Source organism: Halobellus clavatus (genome assembly GCF_900107195.1).
Taxonomy (GTDB): Archaea; Halobacteriota; Halobacteria; order Halobacteriales; family Haloferacaceae; genus Haloquadratum; species Haloquadratum clavatum.
In genome coordinates this window covers 59,445-82,249 of the sequence record NZ_FNPB01000014.1, presented here as the reverse complement: position 1 = coordinate 82,249, position 22,805 = coordinate 59,445, and the positions used below count along the sequence as shown (strand labels likewise).

Sequence of the window (22,805 nt, the reverse complement as noted above, 5' to 3'; positions counted from 1 at the left end):
CGAGGAGAATCCCGATCGCTGTTCGGGTGTTCGACCGCAGGATCTCGATGTGGTCGGAGCGCGGCTCCGTCAGGACGGGCTCGTCACCCCGCTCGGTGTCCCGCATAAATCGGCTGGTTGAGTATGATTGGAAGGATTACTTAACGCTATGGGGCGGACGGTGGATCGCGTACAGTCCCGACGCGGACCGTTCGATGCAGGCCGCCTGACGCGGACTGTTCGACGCAGGCCGCCTGACGCGGACTGTTCGACGCAGGCCGCCTGACGCGGACTGTTCGACGCAGGCCGCCTGACGCAGGTCGGACCCACCGTCGCAGTCCGACTATGCGGAGAGTATATACAGAGTAAGCGAGAGGGTTGGATACGAACGTCTTCCTATGCAGCGTGTCGATCCTTTCGTCCCGACGACGACGCTCGCCGAGCGCATCCGCGACGGGGACGTCGCGCCGAGCGATGCTGTCGCGACATACCTCGACCGCATCTCTCGGGACAATGACGACCTCAACGCCTTCATCACCGTCACCGACGAATCAGCGCGAAGAGCGGCCGAGCAGGCCGATCGAGCGGTCGACGACCCCGAAGAAGCACTCGGACCACTCCACGGAGTTCCGATCGCTCTCAAGGACTTAGAGAATCCGAAGGCCGGCGTTCGGAACACGCTGGGGTGCGTCCCGTTCGCTGACGCCGTCGCCGAGCGGACTGCAACGACGGTACAGCGGTTCGAGAAGGCCGGAGCGATCGTCCTCGGGATGACGAACGTCCCGGAACTGGGCCACGCTGCGGTCACGGACAACGAACTCCTCGGGCCGACCGCGACCCCGTTCGACGGCGACCGAAACGCCGGTGGGTCCTCGGGCGGCAGCGCCGCCGCCGTCGCCGCCGGGATGACGTCGGCGGCGATCGGCAGCGACGCCGGCGGATCGGTACGCATCCCGGCCTCGTTCTGCGGCATCTACGGGTTGAAGCCCTCGTTTGGCCTCGTCCCGCTGGACACTCGCCCGAACGCGTTCGAGAAGAGTGTTCACCACGACGTGAAAGGGCCGCTGACCCGGACCGTCGCCGACGCCGCTCAGGTGATGGACGTCTTAGCCGGCTACGACTCGACCGATCCCGACAGTCTCCCGTTCGAGATGGACTTCCTGGGGGCCGTGAACCGCTCGATCACAGACCTCCGCATCGGGTACAGTCCGGACCTCGGCGTGTTCGACGTCGATCCCGCCGTACAGTCGGTCGTCGAGGACTCGCTCTCGGCGCTCGTCGACGCCGGGGCGACGGTCGAGGAGATCAGCCTCGATCACGGGCTCACGGCCGACGAACTCAAAGACGCCTTCCTCACGACCTGGGCCGTCCACCTGCGGAGCATCACCCGAAACATCGAACAGCACGCCGAGATCGACTTCTCACAGCGACGAGACGAACTCTCGGACTCGCTGATCGAACTGCTAGACATCGCGGCCGACCGGGGCGTCGACGACCTCGCCGACACCGGCATCGTCCGGACCCGGATGTTCGACGCCATCCAGTCGGTGTTTGAGGCGTACGACCTCCTCGTGACGCCGACGACGGGGACGACGGCCCCGGACCTCCGACCGACGCACGACCACTGGGACTGGGTGGCGCGGCGGTTGCTCACGTGGCCGTTCAACTGGACGGACCACCCCGCCGGCACGGTACCCGCCGGGACCGACGACGAATCAGCACCGGTGGGGACGCAACTCGTGGGGCCGCGCTTCGGTGACGAGACCGTGCTCGCTGCGAGCGCCGCGTTCGAGCGTGAGCGGCCGTGGCAGTACCTCTACGAGTGAGCGTCGACTGCGGCGCTGTTCGACCGGCGCGGGCCAGCGCGCTCGCGGGAGACGGAGAATGGGCGCGAAAAGCAATCGACATTTTTGCGAGGAGCTTCGACGGGTGGGTATGGAAGACCTCGGTACCCCGGTCCTCGACAACCACCTCCACCTCGACCCGGAGCACGGCCGCGGACTCGAGGCCGTCCGCGACTTCGCGCGGCTCGGCGGGACGCACCTGCTCGTCGTGAACAAGCCGTCGTGGCTCCTCGGCGTCGAGGCCGAGACGGGCGACGACTTCGACTCCGTCTTCGAGACGACCGTGGACGTCGTCTCCGAGGCCAGCGAGTTGCTGCCCGGCCGCGCGTGGCCCGTACTCGGCGTTCACCCCGGACTCGTCTCACGCCTCGTCGAGGACCGCGGATTCGCCCCCGAGGAGGCGAGCGAACTGATGCGCGCCGGCCTCGACCGCGCTGCTGAGTTTGTTCGCGCGGGCGACGCACTGGCCCTGAAGTCAGGCCGACCGCACTACGAGGTCTCCGATGCGGTCTGGAGGGCCTCCAACGACGTGATGCGCCACGCGTTCTCGCTGGCGGCCGACCTCGACTGCGCCGTCCAGTTGCACACAGAGGCGGCGGACGATCTGACCAAGATCGCCGAGTGGGCCGAAACGCGGGGACTGCCCGCGCACCGCGTGGTCAAGCACTACGCCGGCGGGATGCTCGCGGGGCCGACCCCGAGCGTGATGAGCGAGAAAGATCGGCTCGAAGTCGCCGCCGACCGGGCCGAACCGTTCTTGATGGAGACGGACTTCGTCGACGACCCGGACCGGCCGGGTGCGGTCCTGGGCCCGAAGACGGTCCCGCGTCGCGTCCGCTGGCTGCTCGACGCGGGCCACGACGATGCCGTCGCCAACGCGCACGTCGAGACGCCCGACCACGTCTACGGGATCGACACCGAGGCGACGCTGTCACGGTAGCGCCGAGAGGCGGCCCGAGAGCGCACCGGAACGCGAGGGCGACCGAAACACGCCGTGATCTCCACATTCACCCCCGCTACGGGCCTCTCTTGACCCGTCGTGACCGCCTCGTTCCAGCGCTCGACAAGAAAGGCATTTGAATCCCGGCGGGAATGGTGCAGTATGACCGAGGCCGAAGAGACCTACTACACCGAAGAACGCTGGCACAACTGGCTTTCGCGCGTCGAAGAAGAGGACCTCGATCCGGAGAACGAAGACTCCGCGCGCCTGCTGTTGAATCTCCAGGACGACGCCGCCATCGCGATCGCGAAGATCGTCTCCGCTTACGAGGACGACCGTCTCGACGACGACGAAGCGATCGACGAACTCGAACGCGTCCGCACGATCGTCCTCTCTGAGCCCGAACTGGACATCGAAGACGACGCCGCGCGCGAGGACAAAGAGATGCTCGTCGACGGCGTCCAGACGAGCCTCGTCTGCGTCTTCTACGCTGCCGAGGAGTACATCGTCGCCGGCGCGGCCGAAGAGGTGCCGCTCACCGAGTACGTCGAGGCCGCCGCCGCGGCGGAGGCGGAAGACGACATGGACGCGGCGCTTGGCTATCTGGTGCAGGCGGGCACGCGGATCATCCACGGCGACGAACTCGATATGGCGATCGCCGAGGACCTGGAGTACGGGCTCGTCTCCGAGTGGGTCAACGGACTCGACAGCCTCCAGAGCGCGATGAGCGACCCCGAGGTCGTCGAAGAGGAAGACTGACCGACTCGGCCGTACGCCGCGTCACGAGCGGCGGACCCGCCCGGCGGATCACGGCCTCGGTATCACCCGACGGGCGGCACGTTTTTATCTGGCAATCGCACATTCGGAGGTATGGATTTCCGGGGGGACGAGCGGGCCGTCACGGTCCAGATCGGCGCTGTCCTACTCCTCGGGTTTCTCGTCGTCACGCTCTCGCTGTATCAGGCGACGGTGGTCCCCGACCAGAACAGCCAGGTCGAGTTCCAGCACAACCAGCGCGTCCAGGCGGATATGCAGGAAGTCCGGAACGCGATCCTCGGGACCGCGGCGACGGAGTCCTCCGCGCCCGTCGGGGTCGAACTCGGAACGCGGTATCCCTCCAGAGTCGTCGCCGTCAATCCGGCACCGCCGAGTGGCTCCCTCTCGACGACTACCCTCGGGAACATTAGCATCCAGAACGCTGAGGCGAACGACAGCACGACGGCAACCGCGGACTACCCCGAGACCGACGACTTCTGGGACGGGACGCCGCGCAACTACACGACGACGTCGCTCGTCTACCAGCCGAACTACGCGAACTTCCAGAACGCGCCGACGACCGTCTACGAGAACGGCGTGGTGTACAATCGCTTCCGTTCGGGGAACCTCACGCTGACCGGGCAGCCGGTGGTCGCCGGATCGCGTATCTCACTCATCGTGCTCTCGGGAGACCTCTCTCGGAGCGGATCGGGAACGCTGACCGTCGATCCCCGCGCGGTGAGCGTCTCGACGCGGACAGTCAGCATCTCGAACGACAGCGACGGCGGCGACGTCTCGGTGGTGCTCCCCTCGCGGCTGGACAACGAGACGTGGGAGGGCTTGCTTGATCAGTCCGGTCAGTACGACCCCGACAACAGCTCCGACACCGCACACGTGTACGCCGTCGAGAACCGCCCCGACGGCGTCGAACTGTTCTTCGAGCCGGGGGTGACCTACCAGCTGAAGCTCTCGAAGGTCGGCGTCGGCACGAACATCGGCACCACCGAGCCCGCGTATCTGACCAGCGTCGACGACCTCGTCGAACAGCCCTTCGAGGACCGGACGTACCCCTTCGTCGTCGAGTCACGCGATCGGTACAACAACCCCGTCCCCGCGAACGTCCTCGCCGCCAGCGAGCGGACGTCGATTCCGAACGGCGTGACGGTCGAACCGGGACGGTACCGATACCAGTACACCGCGCCCGCACCCGGCGACGACTGGGTGAACATCACCTACCGGCGAGCCGCCGACGGCGACGAGTACAACGTCCGGAGTACGTCGTTCGACGGGAGTCTCCCCGAGAACGTCCAGTACACTCCCGAGATTCAGTCGGCGGCTGGTGGTGGAGGTGGCGATGGTGGTGACGGCGGTAGTGGGGGACCCGATCCTGGCGGTGACAACGCCTTCGGGAGCCTCAGCCAGCAGTCGTTCAGTGGCGGTCCGGACCAGGGGTACGTGAAGTTCACTGTCACGAACCAAGAGGCGTCGTCCTTGACTATCGAATCAATCTCGATCGACTCGGACGGTGCAAACCGTATCTTCGAGCAACAGGGAGGAAGCGATGAAGGGAACACCGAGATGTACCTCGCGTCCGACGGTTCGTCCACGTTCTACGAATCCGGAGACAGCGATGGAGATTACTATACACTGGGGAACACGCGACAGCTCAGTAGCTCGATCACGGTCAATTCTGGCAGCGACTTGACCGTGACCTTCGCACAGTTCCGAAACGGGGGTTCGGAAGCAAATATGGAGAATGACCAAGTGAGCGTGACGTTCTACTACTCCGACGCCAACGCTGACCCGACGACGGTTACGTTCCAAGTCCAGCCGTGATCACTGCTCGGTACTCCACGGAGATTCAAATCTGATATTCTAAGACGAGGTTTCAATTCCGTTCGATACGAACAGTCGGCAATGACCGCTCCGACTGACCACCGCGCCCAGACGGAATCCCTCGCGAGCCTGTTGCTCATCGCGGTGGTCGTCGTGAGCGCGACGACGTTCGGAGCGTACTACGTCGCCTCGACGACGGGCGGGGCCGGTGGCGGAGCGGCGGGCGGTGCCGGCGGCGCGGTCGGAGCCGAGGTCGACGTCTCGATCGCCGCCACCGAGCGCCAACTGACGTTGTCACACAACGGCGGTGCGACGCTCTCGACGGCGGACCTTCGCGTGACCGTCGAGAACGCTTCCGGCGAATACGACTTCGGCTTCGAGAACGGGACCGTCCGCGGCGGCGACGCTGACGGACGGTTCGAGCCCGGCGAGACGTGGGCGCTGGACTGGACCCAGTCCGCGGGCAGCGAGGTCACGGTGACGCTCGTCGACGCTTCGTCGGGGATCGTCGTCAGCCGGAGTCTGACCGTCGAGTCGTCCACGACGTCCGACGGCGACGGCTCCGCCGAGGGCGCAGGCGCGGGTGAGTTGACGATCGCCGTCGACGCCGGGGACGATCGGCGGGTGTCGGGCGAGGCGGGATCCGCCGTCGGACTGAACGGGAGCGTTCCGGACTCCGCCGACAATCTGGCGTACGAGTGGCGCGTCGTCGACGACGACGGACTCTCCCCGGACGCGATCGAAATCACGAACGCGGAGACGCTCGACCCGACCTTCGAGGTCCGCGAGAATGTCACTGACCGGAACCGGACTGTGACCGTCGAGTTCACCGCGGAGAACGGGACCGCGTCCGGGAGGGATTCCGTCTCCGTCACCGTCGAGGCGATCAACCGCCCGCCGGTCGCTGACGCGGGCGAGGATCGGACGTGGGACGGTGACGACGAGGACAGGGATGGATCCGAAGACGGCCGGGGACCGCCGGACGATAAGCCCGGACCACCCGAGGAATCTGAGAAAGACGGGTCCAACTCGATCAGGGCACCCGGATCGGCTGTGGTCCGCCCGGCGGTGACGATCGATTCCGCGCCCGTGTTCGCGGACAGTGACGGAGGCGACGTGGACCTCGATGACCCGTACGTCGAACTGAACGGAAGCGGAAGCTTCGACCCCGATGGCGACGACTTGCAGTACGACTGGCAGGTCGTCGACCGCGGCGACTTCCAGAGCGACGAACTCGATCTGGTCGATGCTGACAGCACCAAGCCCAAACTGGTGCTCCTGGCGCTCCCCGAAGAGGAGTATCGGAACGTCACGGTCGAATTGACGGTGACCGACACGTCGGATGCAACCGACTCCGATCGAGTGAACGTGACGGCGGTCCCGACCGACGAGTTCGAGCGAGAGGATATCGGGCCGCCCTGGATCCCTGACTTCTTGGAGAAATTATTCGAGCGGTTCTTGGGCGATCGACCCGATCAAAATGATGGGCCGAGCGACGGGCCGGAGGACGAAGACAGTATCTTCGGCTCTCTTCTGAGGCTGCTGGAGTGACTGAAAGGCCCGAGTACGCCTCTACGCACTCTCCAATAATTCGACACGTGTCGACACCGGCATCGACACATCAATAAGCGATACGGGAGACGTGGTAGCTATGACTGCCGTCGGCATCGACGCGATCGAGATCAGGACGGGGAAACTTCGGCTCGACCTCCCGAACACGTTCGCCCCGGTCAAAGGCGAAGACCCCGGAAAGTACACGAAGGGGATCGGAATCGAGTACTCCTCGCTCCCCGACGTGTACGAGGACATCGTCACGATGGGGGCGAACGCCGCCAAACAGTTGCTGGACCGGAAGGGGCTCACGCCCGAGGACATCGGCCGGATCGACGTCGCGACCGAGTCCGCCTTCGACAACTCGAAGCCTGTCTCGACGTACATCGCGGGCTGTCTTGAACAGGTCTACGACGGCGACTTCCACCACGCGAACAAGGGCGAGCGGAAGTTCGCGTGCCTGGCGGGCACCCAGAGCATCGACGACGCGTACAACTGGATCCGCGCGGGTCGCAACAGGGGCCGCGCGGCGCTCGTGATCGCGACCGACACGGCGCTCTACGAGCGCGGCGATCCCGGCGAGGCGACGCAGGGTGCGGGCGCGGTGGCGATGTTGATCGACGAGGACCCGGACATCGTCGCGCTCTCGACCGAGCAGGGGTACGGTAGCGCCGACGAGACCGACTTCCTCAAGCCGAATCAGCAGTTCCCGAGCGTCGACGGCAAGCGGTCGATCAAGGTGTACCTCGCTCGGATGCGCGAGGCGCTCGAAGACTACGAGTCGGTCACGGGCGACACACACCCCGACGACTTCGTGTACTTCCCGTTCCACACGCCGTATCCGGGGATGGTTCGGAAGGCCGCGCTGCTCGGCTACCGCCACATCACGCGCGGGACCGAGATCGAGGACGCCCTCGCCGACGACATCGGGATGCAGCCCCGCGAAGACGACTACCCGGACCGCGAGGCGTACGAGGACGCGATTCGGGCGTATATGGACGAACTGAAAGAGACCCGACGGTACCAGGAGTGGTACGAACGGGCGATCGATCCGACCGTCGACATCTCGGGACAGGTCGGCAACTGGTACACCGGCTCGGTGCACGTCGCGCGGCTCTCAGCACTCAGTGCGGCCGTCGAAAACGACGTGGATCTCGTGGGCAAGCGGCTGCTCGTCGGTTCGTACGGCTCCGGAGCGCAGGCGGAGATCCACAGCGAGACGGTGCAAGACGGCTGGCGCGAGGCCGTCGAGGCCGTCGACGTGGCGCCGCAGTTAGACGCCCGATACGACCTCGATTTCGACGAGTACGAACTCATCCACGACGTCCACAACCACGAGAAGGAGGCCGATGTCGAGGAGTTCACCGCGCCCGAGGACGAGTTCGTCTTCACCGGCTGGGGCCGGATGAACGAACGGCGCTACGAGTACATCGAGTAGGCTGTCGGGCCGCTCCGCCAGCGTGACTCAACAGCATCCGTCTTCTGGCGACCACCGGCAGGCGTCGCCCGCCATCAGGTCGCGCTCTTCAATGTGAGCTGACAGACACGCGTAGTTGCAGAAGTACGTGGGTGATCCACAGTCGTCGTCGCAGTCGCGGACGCAGATCGGATCGTGATCGAAGATCTGCGAGTCACAGTACGCGCACGCCTCGTCCGTGTCGGGAGTCGAGACCGTCGCAGTGGACATATCGGGTCCACGTGGGCGGCTGAAGAAAGTCTTACGTGGGGTTGCCAACTGATCGAGCGGGCAGCCGCTCTACGGGAGTCGTCGCAGATCCTCCAGCGTCTCCTCTAGGTCCCGGTTCGAGATGGCCAGCGAGAACCCATCGATCGTCGCCAGCGACGGGGCGTGCTCCCAGAGGTCGTCCTCGGTGAGGCCGTGGAGGATGACCGCGTTCGGCGTCGGGTTGACGACACGCATCGCGACCAGGGGCGATTCCCCGCGCGTGACGCCGGTGAAGACCAGTGCGCGCGACGTCGACTGGCCGTAGAGACGGTAGAACTCCTCCGAGGAGAGACGGGTGATTGCCTCGATGCTGTTGATGACCGTGTGGCCGCTGATCCGATCCTGATCACCGCGGACGAGTTCGGTCGCGTCCATCGCATCGTAGAGCGTCTCCAGCGGGATCGACGTCGGGTACTCACGAAGGTCCTGGACGATATCGCTCTCGAAGCCGGCCGAGATGACGCGGGCGTACTGGCGGATTCGGCCGCCGCCGCGGGACTCGTCGATCGCTAAGAGCGCCTGGACCATCCGGCGGACGACGCCGATGCCGGGACTCTCTCTCCGCCCGCTCTCGTAGTCGGAGATGACCGACGAGGAGACGTCTAACTGTTCGGCGAGGGCGGTCTGGGAGACGTCGAAGTCCGTCCGCCACTTCCGGAGCGTCGCGCCGGGGTCGTCGCTCAAGGTGATCTCGCCCGCGATGCGGCGCGCCAACTCCTCTCGGGGGACCGTGGTCACGGTCGGGCGCCTCCGTCACTCGCTCGCACTCGGTGCATTCTGCCCGGAGGTGGACGAGACAGGTGCAAAAGCGTATCGAAGGTGGGGTTCGACGAACGACGACGCACACTCGGCGTGACACCGGGAAGAGGGGCGAAGCATTATATCACAGCACGGGACCAGCGGGGATGTGGTCTGAGACTGACCCCGCGTCGGACCGCGGTTGTTCGGCACGTCGACGCGGGGCCGCGAGGCGTGCCGACTGTTCGCCAGGGGTTTCAGTCCCCACCGAGAGGCAGGCGTGATCCTCGTCGCGTCGATTCTGGTCGCGACTCGATCTGCAGGAACGTTCAAGTCCGCCGGCGCGTCAGTACCCGTCGGTGCCTTCGACCCTCGTTCACGTGGCGATTGCGCTCCTGCTCGCGGCCGGACTTCTCGGTGAGGCGTTCGATCGCCGGAGCGCGCTCGTCGTCGTCGGCGTGACGGTCCTCCCCGATCTCGACGTCGCCGTCGAGCCGCTGCTCTCGGGCGCGCACCGATCCGTAGGTCACACGTTCCTGCTGCCGGCGCTCGTGCTCGTCGTGCTCCTCTGGGAGACGCGACTCCGGTCGGCTTCGTCACTCCGCGAGCGCTACGGGCAGCGCGGCGTGCAGGTCGCCTTCGTGGCTGTGGGCTGTCTGTTCGGTGCGGCGATCGTCCCCGATCTCGTGGTAGGCGGCGTCAACGCCTTCTACCCGCTCCACGACCAGTTCTACACCGTCGACGGACGGCTGTTCTACTCCACGGATCGGGGATGGATTCAGACGTTCGTCGACCTCTCGCCGCCCGCCCAGACACAGGATGGGCCGCGAACGACGGCGAACTTCGACTTCCGGACCGTCCTCGACTCAGAGCCGACGCTGGGCCAGGACGGTGGCGACGGGGGGAACGCCGACAGCCAGCAGCGCGTCGAGCGGCTCTTTCCCGTCGCGATGACGGGATTTCGCGCGTGGTTGCTCCCGCTGTCGGCGTTCGTGACGGCCGTCCGGCTCCGGCAGGCCGACTGAGCGGCCACGAATGGGTGCGTTCTTGTCGACGCTCGATCGAACACGCACGATGACCGATCCCGCAGATGCGATCACGATCCGCCCGTACGACCCAGCAGCCGACGACGCGAACGCGCTCTGGGCGTTGAAACGTCGTTTCGAGCTGGGACTCGGCTCCGGGACCGGCAGCGACGAGAAGGAAGCGACGTACGCCGCGAAACTGACCGACGACTACCGCGATCGGTGGCTCGCGTGGGTGCGTCAATGCGTCGAAGAGGACGCCGACTGCGTCGTCGTGGCCGAGCCCACGGCCGGAACCGACGGGTCGGCCGAGTCGACGCCGCCGTTCGTCGGGTACGCCTTCGTCCTCCCAGAGTCGCTGGCGTTCGTCTGGGACGCCGCCGTGCTCAACGAGATCTACGTCCGGCCGGCACAGCGCGGCACGGGCGTCGCCGACGATCTCTTCGAGTCCGTCCTCGCGTGCGCTCGCTCGCAGGCGCTCCCGCTCGATCGGATCGTACTCGACGTGGACCGCGAAAACCCGCGGGCGAGGGCGTTCTACGATCGATACGGCTTCGAGCACTGGGGCGAGATGGTCGCCCGGGAGCTGTGAGTCACTCCCCGCCGGCGAACGATCCCAGGGCGCCGCCTACCGCTCCGAAGACCAACGGGTAGGCGAGGCCGGCCAGGAGGATCGCGGTGACGAGCGTCGGCCCGGCTGACGCGTCGCCGACCGGAATGGAGAACAGGAACGCGCCGACGAGCGCGAGCGGCAGGTAGGTGACGGTTGTTGTCACACCCGCAACGCTCCCGGAGAGGGCTCCATCGGCGCGGCTGACGACGCCGACGACCGCTCCCGCGATCAGCAGGACGACCGGCGGGAGCAGAAAGAGCCACCCGGGGAACGTGTCGCCCCGGCCGACGAGGTTCACTGCCGTCGATCCGAACAGCCCGGGGACCTCTGTCGTGACGTAGTGCGCGTTGAAGAACACCCAGCCGACGAGCTTCCACGTTCCGGGATCGCCGGTCGCGAGTTCGAGGACGCGGGACGCCAGCGAGTTCGAGAGCTGTTGGCCCGCCACGGCGTAGGTGAGGGCGTACGTCAACAGGAACGCGAGGGCTCCGCCGGCGGCGCCGATCAGCGTGGTTCGAGCGTGCGGCACCAGACTTCCCTGTGACGACGAAGAGCGTGACATCGATAGAAGATGTCCGCCCGCTCGTAGGTATCTTCTGGTTGACGGATTTGGGGGGCGCGATCAGTCTTGACGGGGCCGTTCGGTGCCAGCACGTCCGTCTGGGCGCTCGGCGGTGATCAGGTGCACTGCGTCGGGTGCGACGACGACTCGGAGTCTCGACCCCGCGTCGACCGCGAGCGACTCGAACTCCGGCGGCGACACCGTCGCCGTCAGCGTGAGCGGTGCGTGCTCCAGTTCGACGACGACGCGGTACTCGTCGCCCTCGTTCAGCCAGCGGCGGACCCTCGCTTCGACGAGGGCTTCCCCCGGATCTAGACTCGCTGCGGGTTTACGAAGCCGAACGCGAGACGGGTGCACACACGCTGTGAGCGTCGAACCGACGGCCGGCCCGGAATCGGCGTCGGCGGCGACTTCGAACCGAACGTCGCCGACGCGGAGCGTCACCGTCTCCGGGTCGCGAGCGGCGACTGACGCCTCGAAGATGTTCTCGTTGCCGGTGAAGTCGGCCACGAACCGTGTCGCGGGGCGTTCGAGGACGGCAGTCGACGGCCCCGTCTGCTCGACATTCCCGCCACGGAGCACCGTGATTCGATCGCCGAGCGCCGTCGCCGTCCGCTGATCGTGCGTCACCAGCACTACCGGGATCCCGATCGTGTCGAAGAGGTCGTGGAGTTCGCTCCGGAGGCGGCGGCGGATCGGCGCGTCGAGACTCGATAGCGGCTCGTCGAGGAGCAGTGCGTCGGGCTCTGTCGCGAGTGTCCGGGCGAGCGCGACCCGCTGTCGCTCGCCGCCCGAGAGCGTCTGTGGCCGCCGATCGAGTACATCCTCGATCTCCAGCAACTCCGCCAACTCCGCGGCGTACGCCGGATCCGAACTGGCGTAGGCGATGTTCGCTTCGACGGTCATGTTCGGAAAGAGCGCGCCGTCCTGGAACACCAAGCCGACGTTCCGACGCTCCGGGGGGAGCCCCTCGATCGATCGGCCGTCGAGCGTGATCCGGCCCGCGTCCGGCTGGAGAACGCCCGCGATCAGCCACAGCAACGTCGTCTTCCCGCAGCCCGAGGGCCCGAGAACCGAGAGCACTTCCCGATCGACCGTGAGATCGATTGGACCGAGATCGAACCCGCTGTAGGCCCGTTCGAGCCCTTCGAGTTCCAGACTCATTCCCACGGGTTGGATGCGACGGTGTTGAGGATGGCTAACGCGGCGATCGACACGACAATCAGGATGATCGCGACCGGATACGCGTCTTCGAGGCCGAGCGAGACGAACGACACCCAGATCTGGACCGGCATCGTCCGGGGGTAGTACGCCAGCATCATCGTTGCTCCGAACTCGCCCATCGCCCGGGCGAAGGCGAGCGTCACCCCCGCGAGGATTCCCGGCCCGGCCAGCGGGAGCGTGACGTTCCGGGCCGTCGCCCAGCGGCCCTTCCCCAGCGACCGCGACGCGTACTCGAGCGTTGGATCGACCGCCTCGAACGCCGCCTTCGCGGTCACGACGACGAACGGCGAGGCGACGAACGTCTGGGCGAGGACGACACCGGCCAGCGACCGAGTGAGTGGGATCCCGGCCGTGGACGCGAGGCTCCCGACCACCGTGTTCGGCCCGACCACGGTGAGCAACACGACGCCCCCGACGGTCGGCGGCAGCACCAGCGGGAGGATCACGGCGGCGAGAACGAGGTTCTTCACGACCGCGTCGGTGCGGGCGAGCCAGTACGCGAGCGGCAACCCGAACAGCGTGGCCAGGACTGTCGTGATCGACGCCGAGAGCAACGAGGTGCTTGCCGCGCCCAGCACAGTCGCGTTCGTCATCTTTCCGAGGACCTCGCCGGGCGGCACGGCGAGGAACAGCGAGGCCATCGGCGCGAGATAGTACACGAGCAACACGCCGCCGAGCAGCAGCGTGACCGTGAGCCAGTCCAAGCGTCGAACCGCCCCGGCTCGAGTGGAGTGCGCTGCCATTTTGCTCAGATGAGAACCGTGAGTTGGGAAATACCGTCGGTCAGCGAGCGGTCGGTTTCGCGGTTCGATCGAGTCGTGGTCGGTCCCCCAACCGCCTCACGGACTCGACTGGGAGGGGTTCCCTCGTAGATCGGAAAGCCGTCGCGACGGACGAACCCCGATTCGGTGAGGTAGTCTCCGGTGGTGTGGACATCGAAGACCGACAGGGCCGCATCGCTCAGCGTCCGGATCGTCGAGGCGTAGCCGATAGTGCCGCCTCGGACCTCTTGGCCGCTCCGCAGCGTGTACGAGACGGTCCCGTACCACGCCGACTCGTGTGCGGGGTTGCTGAGGTCTATTTGGTCCGGGAGTTCGACGTAGTCGTAGCCGCGCTCGACGGCCATGTTCCGGTACGCGAAGGCCGCATCGATCGCGCCGGCCTCGAACTGGCTGAGCAGCGATGTCTCCGGATAGATCTGGTTCCGTTCGAGGAGCCGCGCTCGCAGGTCCGACGCGCCATCGTAGTACCGCGAGGCGAGTTCGAGCGTGAACAGCGTGCGGTAGCCCAGGGGATCGAGGTCCGGGTCCGTCCGCCCAATGCTGACGTCACTGTCGGCCAGCGAGTCGTACCACTCGTCCTGCCCGGCCGCCGCGACGCGCTGTCCGCCGTCGGTGTCCGGGTTGTAGACGATCACGATCGCGTTGCTCGCGAACACCGAGTACCACGGCGGCGTGATCGGGCCCTCGAAGAGCGCGGTGTCAGCGACAGTGACGATATCGGGGTCGCGCTGGCCCTCGGCGATCATCCGTGCGACCGTCGCCGACCCGTGTGACTCGATTCGCACCGGAACGTCGACCGCGGGCTTCAGTCCGTTTTCGAGCGCGTGCTGGAGGCTCCCGGCAGAGAGGATCGCGACCGTCGCGGACGACCCGCTGTCGCCGCCCGCCGTCCCCGTCACCGACCCAGTCGGAGTCGCGCCCTCGGCTCCGCCCCCGCTGCCGGCACAGCCCGCTAACCCGGCCGCAGCGGCCACGCCGGCGGCCCGCAGGAACCGGCGTCGCGTTCCGCGGGCGTCCTCTTTGGCCATACGCGATAGACCGTTCTTTGAGGGAAAAGATTAACTCAAACACTTCTGTTTGATCGGTATGGTCGCTGTCGAGTCGACGACGCTGACCGAGCGCCAACTGGAGGTCCTCGAACTCAGAGAGCGAGGGCTGACGCAGCAGGAGGTGGCCGAGCGACTGGGCACCACGAACTCGAACGTCAGCGCCGTCGAGCGGGCGGCCGAGGCGAACGTCGAGAAGGCCCGGCGGACCCTGGAGTTAGTTCGAACGGTCCGCTCGCCGGTCCAGTTCTCCGTCGACCCGGGCACGAGCTTCGACGAACTCGTCACCGCCGTCTACGACCACGCCGACGAGGCCGGGGTCAAGATCGACTACTGCCGCCCGGAACTCTACACGCACCTGTACGGATCACTCGACGGCTGTACGAAACAGAACGAACTCACCTCGCCCATCGAGGTCGGTATCACCAACGACGGCGAGGTCCAGGTGTTCACCGATGCGCCGTGATCGCGAGACGAGTCCGATGCGTCACCCGTGAGGAGCACGCCGTCACTCGATACCGACAGACGGCTTCTCGCGCCGGCCCGTGATCGTTTCGGGGGTGAGGCGGTAGAGGTCGTACGCTAATTCTCGCGGATCCTCGTCGTACACGGTGAAGAACGGGATGTCGATCGCGCGGATCGAATCGACGACAGCCCCGTCGATGCTCGCCTCGGGCACGTCCGTCAGTGGGCCGCGGACCACGACCGATACCCAGCCCTCGTCGGACTCGTTCGAGACGACGAGCGCGACACCGTCGGAACTGTTGAGAAACCGCCGCTTTTCGGAATCCTCACCGAAGCCCAGTCGGAGATACACCTCGCCGGCGTCGCCGTCGTAGCCGTACGAGATGGGAATCGCGTACGGCTCGTTGTCGTCTGCGAGCGCCAGCACTCCCACGCCGCCCGTTCCGAGAACCTCGTCGATCGCTGATCGGTCTAACACCACCGCGCTCTCTTCATCACTCATACCTACCCGTTCGCCACGTACACTCATAAATTGTTGCTCGAATTGCACGAACGCCCGTGGCAGACGTCCGGACCCCGCTACTGACGCTCCGCAATCACTAAACGCGCGACCGACTACACTCCGACAATGACCGACTGGACCGAGCGGTACCGTCCCACGACGCTCTCTGCGGTCCGCGGCAACAACAAGGCCCGAGACGCACTCAAAGAGTGGGCCGAGACGTGGGACGACCACCGCGAACCCGTCGTTCTTCACGGGTCGCCCGGCGTCGGCAAGACGTCGGCGGCGCACGCGCTGGCGAACGATATGGGGTGGGAGGCCGTCGAACTGAACGCCTCCGACGAGCGGACCGCGGACGCCATCGAGCGCCTCGCGGGGCGCGCCTCCCGGAACGCCACGCTCTCGGGATCGGTCGGCGACGGTGGTGACGGCCGCCAACTGGTGATTATGGACGAGGCCGACAACATCCACTACCAGTACGACCGCGGCGGGGCGAAGGCCGTCACCCAGTTGCTCAAAGAGTCGAATCAGCCGATCGTCCTCATCGCCAACGAGTACTACGAGATGTCGAACGGCCTCCGGAACGCTGCACAGGAGATCGAGTTCCGCGACGTCTCCGCGCGCTCGATCGTTCCCGTCCTGCGCGACATCCTCCGGAAAGAGGGCATCGAGTTCGAGGCGGAGGCGCTCGAACAGATCGCCGAGGCCGACAGCGGCGACCTCCGCGCGGCGGTCAAGGATCTCCAGGCGACCGCCGACGGATCGGACCGCGTCACGCCCGAAGACGTCACGACCGGATCGCGGAACCGCTCGGTCGGGCTCTTCGAGTTCCTCGACGCCGTGCTGAAAGAGGAGTCCGCCCAGGACGCGCTCCAGACGGCCTATGCCGTCGACGAGACGCCAGAGGACCTGTTGCAGTGGATCGAGGACAAGGTCGGCCTCGTCTACGAGGACGACGAACTCGTTCGTGCGTACGACTTCCTCGCGAACGCCGACGTCTGGACCAGTCGCGTGTATGCGACCGACTACGACTACTCGTGGTGGCGCTACGCCACTGACAACCTCGCCGGGGGCGTCGCGGCCGCACGCGATCACACCCGCGGTGGCTGGACGCGCTACGGCGGCGCGCCGTACCGCTCGACGCGCGATTCGACGCGCGACGAGGTCGTCCGATCGATCGCCGAGTCCGGCGGCTTCTCGATGTCGACCGCGCGCCTCGACGTGCTGCCGTTTCTCGCGGCGATGACGCACCACTGCAAGCCCCGCGATCTCACCGTCGCGATGGCGGCGTGGTACGACCTCGACGAGGCCGCGGTCTCGTACGTCACGGGCAGCGGCGAGACCACGAACAAGGTCCAGTCGATCGTCGAGGACGCGGCCGAACTTCGCTCGGAGGCGGTTGAGGACCACGCCGACGGTGCGTTCGCGGGCGGACGCCCGGCGGACTCCGACACCGCCGAGGCGGACGCCGACGCGGACGACGGTGCCGACGACGACAGCCAGCAGACGCTGGCTGCCGACGTGCTCGACGACGGCGACAGCGACCCGGAGGACGCGGACGACGCCGCGGCCGACGACGACGACGGGCAGGCCGGCCTCTCGGACTTTATGTGAGTCGCCGCGGGCGGATACGGAGGCAAAGCCACCGCGCCTACGCGGTCCGACCGGGCACCGCGAACCGCGTCGCCGTCACGTCGATTGCGACGCCGAGGAGCGCGCCCGGAATCGAGCACAGCGCGCCCACGACGGCCCCGAGGACGGTTCCGGACACGAGCAGTCCGATGATCGCGCCGCCGACGCCACCGACCACGTATCCCGTGGTCGCACACCGAACGCTCCTGGCGTACGCAGTGTCGCGCAGCAGGAACGTCACGAGCGCGCCGAGGGCGATCGGGCCCCCCTCCCCGAGCAGCGCGACGAGCAGGCCGACGGCGAGCGCGCTGAGCAATACGCGGAGGAAGCCGACGAGCGCGCCGGCCGAGAGATCCAGACTTTCGACTCCTGGGACTGTTCCTGAGGCGAACAGGAACACGCCGAGCACGATGCCGAGACCGTGGACGGCGAGGAGCGTCGCGTCGAGGCGACTGCCCGTCACGCTCGCCAGAAGCAGACTCACGCCGGCGAGAAGCGGGAGGACGAGCGCGACGGCGGCGACGCCGAGGAGGACGACGAAGCCGGCACCGGGGACGTTGGTCATCACTCGACGCTTTCGCCCCGGCCGATAAGTGCTTTGTCGGCGACTGCGGCGCTTCGTGCGGTCCGAACAGCGTCCTCATAGTGTTTACTCTCATCTCTTACCGCCGGGCGCTGCCAACGGGGGTGGCGCTCAGCGGTAAAAAGTGAGAGTAAACACTATCAGAGGATCTTCGAGAGGAACTGTTCGCCGCGCTCGGTGTTCGGGTCTCCGAAGAACGACTCCGGCGCACCGGATTCGACGATCCGCCCCTCGTCCATCAGGACGACGCGGTCGCCGACCTCACGGGCGAAGCCCATCTCGTGAGTGACGACCATCATCGTCATCCCGTCGTCAGCGAGTTCCCGCATCACGCCGAGCACCTCGCCGACGAGTTCGGGATCGAGCGCGCTCGTCACCTCGTCGAAGAGCATCACTTTCGGATCCATCGCCAGCGCGCGAGCGATCGCGACCCGCTGTTGTTGCCCGCCGGAGAGCTGATTCGGATACGATGTCGCCTGTTCGAGCAGTCCGACGTCTTCGAGTAGTTCCTCGCCTCGCTGCCGGGCGGTGTCCGCGTCGATCCCGCGCACTTTCCGCGGCGCGAGCGTGACGTTCTCCAGCGCCGTCTTGTGGGGGAAGAGGTTGAAGGACTGAAAGACCATCCCGATGCGCTGGCGGAGCCGGTTGATGTCGCCGTCGGGGTCGGAGATGGACTGCCCATCGAGGCGGATCTCGCCCGCCTGGATCTCTTCGAGCCGATTCGCACACCGGAGCAGCGTCGACTTCCCCGACCCCGAGGGGCCCACGACGACGCACACGTCGCCGTCGGTGACGTCCAGCGAAATCTCCTTGAGGACGTGCGTGTCGCCGAAGTACTTGTCAATGTGGTCGAACTCTAAGATGACGTCGTCACTCATTCGTCTCACCACCCCAGTCGGCGCGGTCTTCGAGATACGTGACGAGTCGCCCCATCGGGATCGTGATCGAGAGGTACGCGATCGCGACCAGCACCAGCGGCGTCCACGGGTCGAAGGTCGCGCTGTTCACGTCGCGGAACTGCTGGATCAGTTCGGGGATCGCGATCACCGTCAGGAGCGAGGTGTCTTTCACGAGAATGATCTGGTCGTTACCGACCGCTGCCAGGGCATTGCGCCACGCTTGCGGGATGACGATCTCCCGCATCGCCTGCACGTAGCCCATCCCCAGCGACCGGGCGGCTTCCATCTGTCCGTCCGGAACGGCCCCGATGCCTCCGCGGACCGCTTCGCCGACGTACGCGGCGTGGTTCAGTGTCAGTGCGATGATCGCCGTCGGGAAGCCCCAGTTCTGCACCGGGAACGTCCCCGGCCACAGCGTCGGGACCCCGAAGTAAATGACGAAGATCTGAAACAGCAGCGGTGTCCCGCGGAAGAACTGGACGTAGGCCGCGGAGATCCCACTCGTGATCCGGGTCTTCGAGACCCGGGCGAGTCCGACGAAGATGCCGCTCGACACCGAGAGCACGCTGCTGATACCGACGATGCTGAGTACCAGGCCGTACGCGCTGATGAACTGCGGAAGAATCGTCGGGACCAACCCGAACTGGACCTGCGAAGCGAGAATGTAGAGCACTAAGAGAACGACGCCCAGTGCGAAGAAACTCGACACGGCGACGCCGAGGTACTTCAGCGTCCGGTCGTCGAGAAACCCGTCGGCGACAGCGTTGGCTTCCGGCGATGCGCTCGAGTATGAGTCTGCCATAGGTGGGGTAAGAAAGCGGAGCCAGTTGAGATTAACCCGAGAAGTACTCCGAGTAGATCTCGTCGTACGTGCCGTCTTCCTTGATCGCCGCGAGCGCCTCGTTGACGCGCTGACGGAAGGCGTCGTCGTCCTGCCGGAACGCGATACCGTAGTTCTCGATCGTGAGTGTCAGGTACGGCGGGGCCTCCTGATCGCTCTCGGCGGCGACGCCCTCGCCCTCGAGGAAGACGACGTCGTCGCGTCCGTTGGCGAACTCGGCGTTGACGGTGTTGTCGTTGATGACGGCGTCGACCTGCCCGTTGATGAGCGCCTGGAACGCGCCGTTGATCTGGTCGTACCGGTTGAGTTCCAGTTCGCCGTCGAACTCCTCCTGCAGCTGTTCGGCCGCCCCGGCGCCGGTCGTCCCCTTCTGGACGCCGACTGGCCGGCCGCGGAGGTCCTCGCGGGAGGTGATCTCACCGTCGTCGCGGACGATGACGGTCTGGTACGCGGTGAAGTACGGATCCGAGAAGTCGACCTCCTCGGCCCGGGTCTCGTTGATCGTCATCGCGGACATGATGATCCGGAAGTTGTTGTTGTTCAACGAGGGGATGATCGAGTCGAAACTCGTGGGCTTGAACTCGTAGTCGACGCCCAGTTGCTCCTCGAAGACTGCCGCCGCGATGTCGACGTCGAAGCCCGTCAGTTCGCCCGAGGTCGTCTCGTACTCGAAGGGACGGTAGGGGATGTCCGAACCGATCACGACCGTCTCGGGAACGACGGACTCCGTCGTCTCCGCCTCGGTCGTCGATTCGGTCATCGAATCGCCGCCCTCGGTCGGCGTCTCGGTCGCTGTCTCCGTCGAGTCTCCGCCCGATCCGCCGCCAGTACACCCGGCGACGAGGCCGCCGGCCAGAAGACCCGTTCCGGTCTTCAGGTACGTCCGTCTGTCCATAGCAAGGTTGCATTATATAGAGGAATATAACAACGTGTCGCTTTGGCACCACGTCCGTTCACCTATCGGACACGTTTTCGACCGACCGAATGGAGAGCAAGCAGCGACTCGAACAGATTAACGACTCCAGTGGGAGACGGTCCCCACTCCACCGACCCGTTCGGTCGGTCCTCAATCGCCGCCCGGGACGCCCCGAGCGTCCGAACCGACGCCGCCCCGGCGGGCAGTGAGCCACGCGGTCGCGACGAGGGCGAGCGCGAGCAGGCTGCCCCCGATCGAGACGTACTGGAGCGTTCCGCCGTAGACCAGCCGTCCCACGACGAGGAGCGAGACGACGACCAGTCCGGCCGTCGCCGATAGCCGCCGGACGCGCCGGACCCCGGCGGACCGGTCCGGCGTCGCCCACACCGCCGCGGCGAGCAGCGCCGCGTAGGCGCTCAGCCCGAGGAAGTAGTAGGCGGCCTGGACCGGCGGCCCGAACGTGAGGAATGTGTGCGGGGCCAACAGCAGCAACACCGGGAGTAGTACGCCCGCGACGCCGAGCGCCTGTCGCGACTGAGCGAACGGCGCGTACGCCAGCGCGGCCGCGAGCGCGACGCCGGAGAAGATGATCGACGCCGTGCCGAAGTGCGCGAGCAGTACCACCCACTGGTAGGTCGTCACCGTGAGCGCGCCGAGGATGATCTGGGACGGCAGCAGGACCGTCGAGCCGGCGAGCGCGAGGCGGATCCGCCGGTCTGCGCCGCGCCGCCACGCGAGGATCGTCGTCCCGAGGACGACGAAGCCGGTGATCATCGCGACGAAGCGGTGGAACCACTCGATGAAACTGCTCCAGTTCGCCGGGAACAGGCCGAGGAAGCCGTCACAGAGCGGCCAGCGCCCGGCGCACGTCAGCCCCGCGCCGGACGCGGCAGTGTACACGCCGAGAACCATCAGGATTCCCGTGAGCGCCGCCGAGACCCCGACGAGACGACGAAGACGCACGTCCATACTCGACCGTCGGATCCGGAGACACTTGAATCGCTCTTTCGGCGGGCCTCGCCGTGTCGATTCGACACGTTTCAGTGGGTTCCGCGGGAACGTGCGCGTATGAGTGACGAGACGCCGCCGGAGGATCGCGCGACGGCGGCTGACGGCGACGACGACGCCCGGCGCGTGGTCGATCGGACGGACGAACACCTCGAACACCGACGCGAGCGGCTGTCGGCCCACCTCGACCGCGAGGGACTCGACGCCGTCTGGTTCGCCCGGCCGAACTCGTTCGCGTGGCTCACCGGCGGCAGCAACGTCGTCGACCGCGACGCCGACGTCGGGGTCGCGGCCGCGGGGTACACCCGGGCGGACGGGTTCGTCGCCGTCACGGATACCATCGAGGCCGACCGGCTCGCGCGCGAGCAGCTTCCGGAGCCGTTCTCCCTCACTGCGACGCCCTGGTACGAGTCTTCGCTCGCTGAGGCCGTCGCCGATGCGACCGACGGGGACGGCGCTGCCGACTTCGACGTCCCCGGGTTCGAAGCGGTCGATGCGAGCCCACTGCGTCGCCCGCTCTCTCCCACAGACATCGAGCGCTACCGCACGCTCGGCCGCGAGGTCGCGGCGGCAATCGAACGCGTCGCGCGCGAACTTCAGCCCGCCGACACCGAACGCGAGGCGGCCGCCGGCCTCCGGATCACGCTCGCGAGTCAGGGCATCGAAGCGCCGGTCGTCCTCGTCGGCGGCGACGAGCGCGTACAGCAGTACCGACATTTCACGCCGACCGGTGCCGAACTCGGCTCGTACGCGCTCCTCTCGGTGACGGCCGAGCGCGGCGGACTCTACGCCAGCGCGACGCGGACGGTCGCGTTCGCGGACGCGCCCGAGTGGCTGACGGACCGCCACGAGACCGCGATGCGCGTCGAGGCCACCGCGCTCGATGCCACTCGCCGCGCTGTGCGTGAGGGGACGGACGACCCCACGATGCCGTCAGTCGAGACCGCGGGCGACGTCTTCGACGCCGTCGCCGACGCGTACGACACGCTCGGCGAACCCGAGGAGTGGCGAGCGCACCACCAGGGCGGCGCGACGGGGTACGCGGGGCGCGAGTGGCTCGCGACCCCTGAGAGCGACGAATCGGTCGAGGCGCCGCTCGCGTACGCCTACAACCCCAGCGTTCGGGGCACGAAATCCGAGGACACCGTGCTCCTCACCGGGGACGACGTCGAAGTGCTGACGGGGGGCGAACGCTGGCCGACGCAGCGCGTCGAATCCGCGATCGAGGGCAGCGACTTCGCGATCGAGCGTCACGCGGTCCGCCGACTCGACGACGCGTGACCGGAGCCGGAAAACACGACTCGCCCCCGAGTTGTGATTCGTTGTCTGTCGAATCG

23 protein-coding genes are annotated in these 22,805 nt (G+C 66.7%); 11 read left to right on the top strand and 12 right to left on the bottom strand.

What is annotated here, in order from left to right:
• The first annotated feature begins 377 nt into the window (after window positions 1-377).
• From BLU74_RS15985 to hmgB, 6 genes are all read left to right on the top strand, one after another.
• Entirely contained in the window at window positions 378-1,805 is a 1,428-nt protein-coding gene (locus BLU74_RS15985; protein ID WP_089769157.1) for an amidase, read from the top strand.
• A 109-nt stretch (window positions 1,806-1,914) separates the two neighbouring features.
• A complete protein-coding gene (locus BLU74_RS15980) occupies window positions 1,915-2,763 on the top strand; it encodes a TatD family hydrolase (protein WP_089769155.1) in 849 nt (282 codons plus the stop codon).
• A gap of 162 nt (window positions 2,764-2,925) precedes the next feature.
• Window positions 2,926-3,522 (top strand): DUF2150 family protein, encoded by a 597-nt coding sequence (locus BLU74_RS15975; RefSeq protein ID WP_089769153.1) that lies wholly within the window; start codon window positions 2,926-2,928, stop codon window positions 3,520-3,522.
• A gap of 111 nt (window positions 3,523-3,633) precedes the next feature.
• Window positions 3,634-5,355, top strand: coding sequence for a hypothetical protein (locus tag BLU74_RS15970; protein WP_089769151.1), 1,722 nt, complete (start codon window positions 3,634-3,636; stop codon window positions 5,353-5,355).
• Between the two features lie 81 nt (window positions 5,356-5,436).
• A complete protein-coding gene (locus BLU74_RS15965) occupies window positions 5,437-6,906 on the top strand; it encodes a PKD domain-containing protein (RefSeq protein ID WP_089769149.1) in 1,470 nt (489 codons plus the stop codon).
• A gap of 100 nt (window positions 6,907-7,006) precedes the next feature.
• Complete coding sequence (hmgB, locus tag BLU74_RS15960; RefSeq protein ID WP_089769148.1) at window positions 7,007-8,344, top strand: hydroxymethylglutaryl-CoA synthase; 1,338 nt, start codon at window positions 7,007-7,009, stop codon at window positions 8,342-8,344.
• Between the two features lie 27 nt (window positions 8,345-8,371).
• On the opposite strand, the gene BLU74_RS15955 is transcribed toward hmgB, so the two are convergent.
• Window positions 8,372-8,593, bottom strand: a complete 222-nt coding sequence (locus BLU74_RS15955; protein WP_089769145.1) for a hypothetical protein — start codon at window positions 8,591-8,593, stop codon at window positions 8,372-8,374.
• A gap of 69 nt (window positions 8,594-8,662) precedes the next feature.
• On the bottom strand, window positions 8,663-9,370 hold the full coding sequence (locus BLU74_RS15950) for a helix-turn-helix domain-containing protein (RefSeq protein ID WP_089769143.1): 708 nt from the start codon (window positions 9,368-9,370) through the stop codon (window positions 8,663-8,665).
• A gap of 359 nt (window positions 9,371-9,729) precedes the next feature.
• Between BLU74_RS15950 and BLU74_RS15945 the strand changes: the two genes are divergently transcribed.
• Both BLU74_RS15945 and BLU74_RS15940 read left to right on the top strand, forming a co-directional pair.
• Window positions 9,730-10,395, top strand: coding sequence for a metal-dependent hydrolase (locus BLU74_RS15945; protein ID WP_089769141.1), 666 nt, complete (start codon window positions 9,730-9,732; stop codon window positions 10,393-10,395).
• A 49-nt stretch (window positions 10,396-10,444) separates the two neighbouring features.
• Complete coding sequence (locus BLU74_RS15940) at window positions 10,445-10,987, top strand: GNAT family N-acetyltransferase (RefSeq protein ID WP_089769171.1); 543 nt, start codon at window positions 10,445-10,447, stop codon at window positions 10,985-10,987.
• Window position 10,988: 1 nt separating this feature from the next.
• Here BLU74_RS15940 and BLU74_RS15935 read toward each other — a convergent pair whose 3' ends face one another.
• Genes BLU74_RS15935 through BLU74_RS15920 form a run of 4 tightly spaced genes read right to left on the bottom strand, consistent with a single transcriptional unit; the run spans window position 10,989 to window position 14,604 of the window.
• A complete protein-coding gene (locus tag BLU74_RS15935; protein ID WP_089769139.1) occupies window positions 10,989-11,570 on the bottom strand; it encodes a DUF7978 family protein in 582 nt (193 codons plus the stop codon).
• Window positions 11,571-11,630: 60 nt separating this feature from the next.
• Window positions 11,631-12,734: an ABC transporter ATP-binding protein gene (locus BLU74_RS15930; RefSeq protein ID WP_089769137.1), complete on the bottom strand. Its 1,104-nt coding sequence runs from the start codon at window positions 12,732-12,734 to the stop codon at window positions 11,631-11,633.
• On the bottom strand, window positions 12,731-13,537 hold the full coding sequence (locus BLU74_RS15925) for a molybdate ABC transporter permease subunit (protein ID WP_089769134.1): 807 nt from the start codon (window positions 13,535-13,537) through the stop codon (window positions 12,731-12,733). Before BLU74_RS15925 ends, BLU74_RS15930 begins: the two co-directional genes overlap by 4 nt.
• 5 nt (window positions 13,538-13,542) lie before the next feature.
• Window positions 13,543-14,604, bottom strand: a complete 1,062-nt coding sequence (locus tag BLU74_RS15920; protein WP_089769133.1) for an extracellular solute-binding protein — start codon at window positions 14,602-14,604, stop codon at window positions 13,543-13,545.
• 58 nt (window positions 14,605-14,662) lie between these two features.
• Between BLU74_RS15920 and BLU74_RS15915 the strand changes: the two genes are divergently transcribed.
• The gene (locus tag BLU74_RS15915) at window positions 14,663-15,088 is read left to right on the top strand and encodes a Tfx family DNA-binding protein (protein ID WP_089769132.1); all 426 of its coding nucleotides are present in this window, start codon (window positions 14,663-14,665) and stop codon (window positions 15,086-15,088) included.
• A gap of 42 nt (window positions 15,089-15,130) precedes the next feature.
• On the opposite strand, the gene BLU74_RS15910 is transcribed toward BLU74_RS15915, so the two are convergent.
• Window positions 15,131-15,589 (bottom strand): pyridoxamine 5'-phosphate oxidase family protein, encoded by a 459-nt coding sequence (locus BLU74_RS15910; protein WP_089769130.1) that lies wholly within the window; start codon window positions 15,587-15,589, stop codon window positions 15,131-15,133.
• A 126-nt stretch (window positions 15,590-15,715) separates the two neighbouring features.
• Here BLU74_RS15910 and BLU74_RS15905 point away from each other — a divergent pair, with 126 nt between their 5' ends.
• The gene (locus tag BLU74_RS15905; RefSeq protein ID WP_089769128.1) at window positions 15,716-17,203 is read left to right on the top strand and encodes a replication factor C large subunit; all 1,488 of its coding nucleotides are present in this window, start codon (window positions 15,716-15,718) and stop codon (window positions 17,201-17,203) included.
• Window positions 17,204-17,240: 37 nt separating this feature from the next.
• Here BLU74_RS15905 and BLU74_RS15900 read toward each other — a convergent pair whose 3' ends face one another.
• From BLU74_RS15900 to BLU74_RS15880, 5 genes are all read right to left on the bottom strand, one after another.
• Window positions 17,241-17,786, bottom strand: coding sequence for a hypothetical protein (locus BLU74_RS15900; protein WP_089769126.1), 546 nt, complete (start codon window positions 17,784-17,786; stop codon window positions 17,241-17,243).
• 158 nt (window positions 17,787-17,944) lie between these two features.
• A complete protein-coding gene (locus BLU74_RS15895) occupies window positions 17,945-18,682 on the bottom strand; it encodes an amino acid ABC transporter ATP-binding protein (RefSeq protein WP_089769124.1) in 738 nt (245 codons plus the stop codon).
• Complete coding sequence (locus BLU74_RS15890) at window positions 18,675-19,505, bottom strand: amino acid ABC transporter permease (RefSeq protein ID WP_089769122.1); 831 nt, start codon at window positions 19,503-19,505, stop codon at window positions 18,675-18,677. Before BLU74_RS15890 ends, BLU74_RS15895 begins: the two co-directional genes overlap by 8 nt.
• 31 nt (window positions 19,506-19,536) lie before the next feature.
• Window positions 19,537-20,439, bottom strand: coding sequence for a basic amino acid ABC transporter substrate-binding protein (locus BLU74_RS15885; protein ID WP_089769120.1), 903 nt, complete (start codon window positions 20,437-20,439; stop codon window positions 19,537-19,539).
• 171 nt (window positions 20,440-20,610) lie between these two features.
• Window positions 20,611-21,429 carry a COX15/CtaA family protein gene (locus BLU74_RS15880; protein ID WP_089769118.1) on the bottom strand — a complete coding sequence of 273 codons (819 nt, stop codon included), beginning with the start codon at window positions 21,427-21,429 and terminating at the stop codon, window positions 20,611-20,613.
• A 99-nt stretch (window positions 21,430-21,528) separates the two neighbouring features.
• On the opposite strand from BLU74_RS15880, the gene BLU74_RS15875 reads away from it, so the two are divergent.
• Window positions 21,529-22,749 (top strand): M24 family metallopeptidase, encoded by a 1,221-nt coding sequence (locus BLU74_RS15875; RefSeq protein WP_139175876.1) that lies wholly within the window; start codon window positions 21,529-21,531, stop codon window positions 22,747-22,749.
• Window positions 22,750-22,805 lie beyond the last annotated feature (56 nt).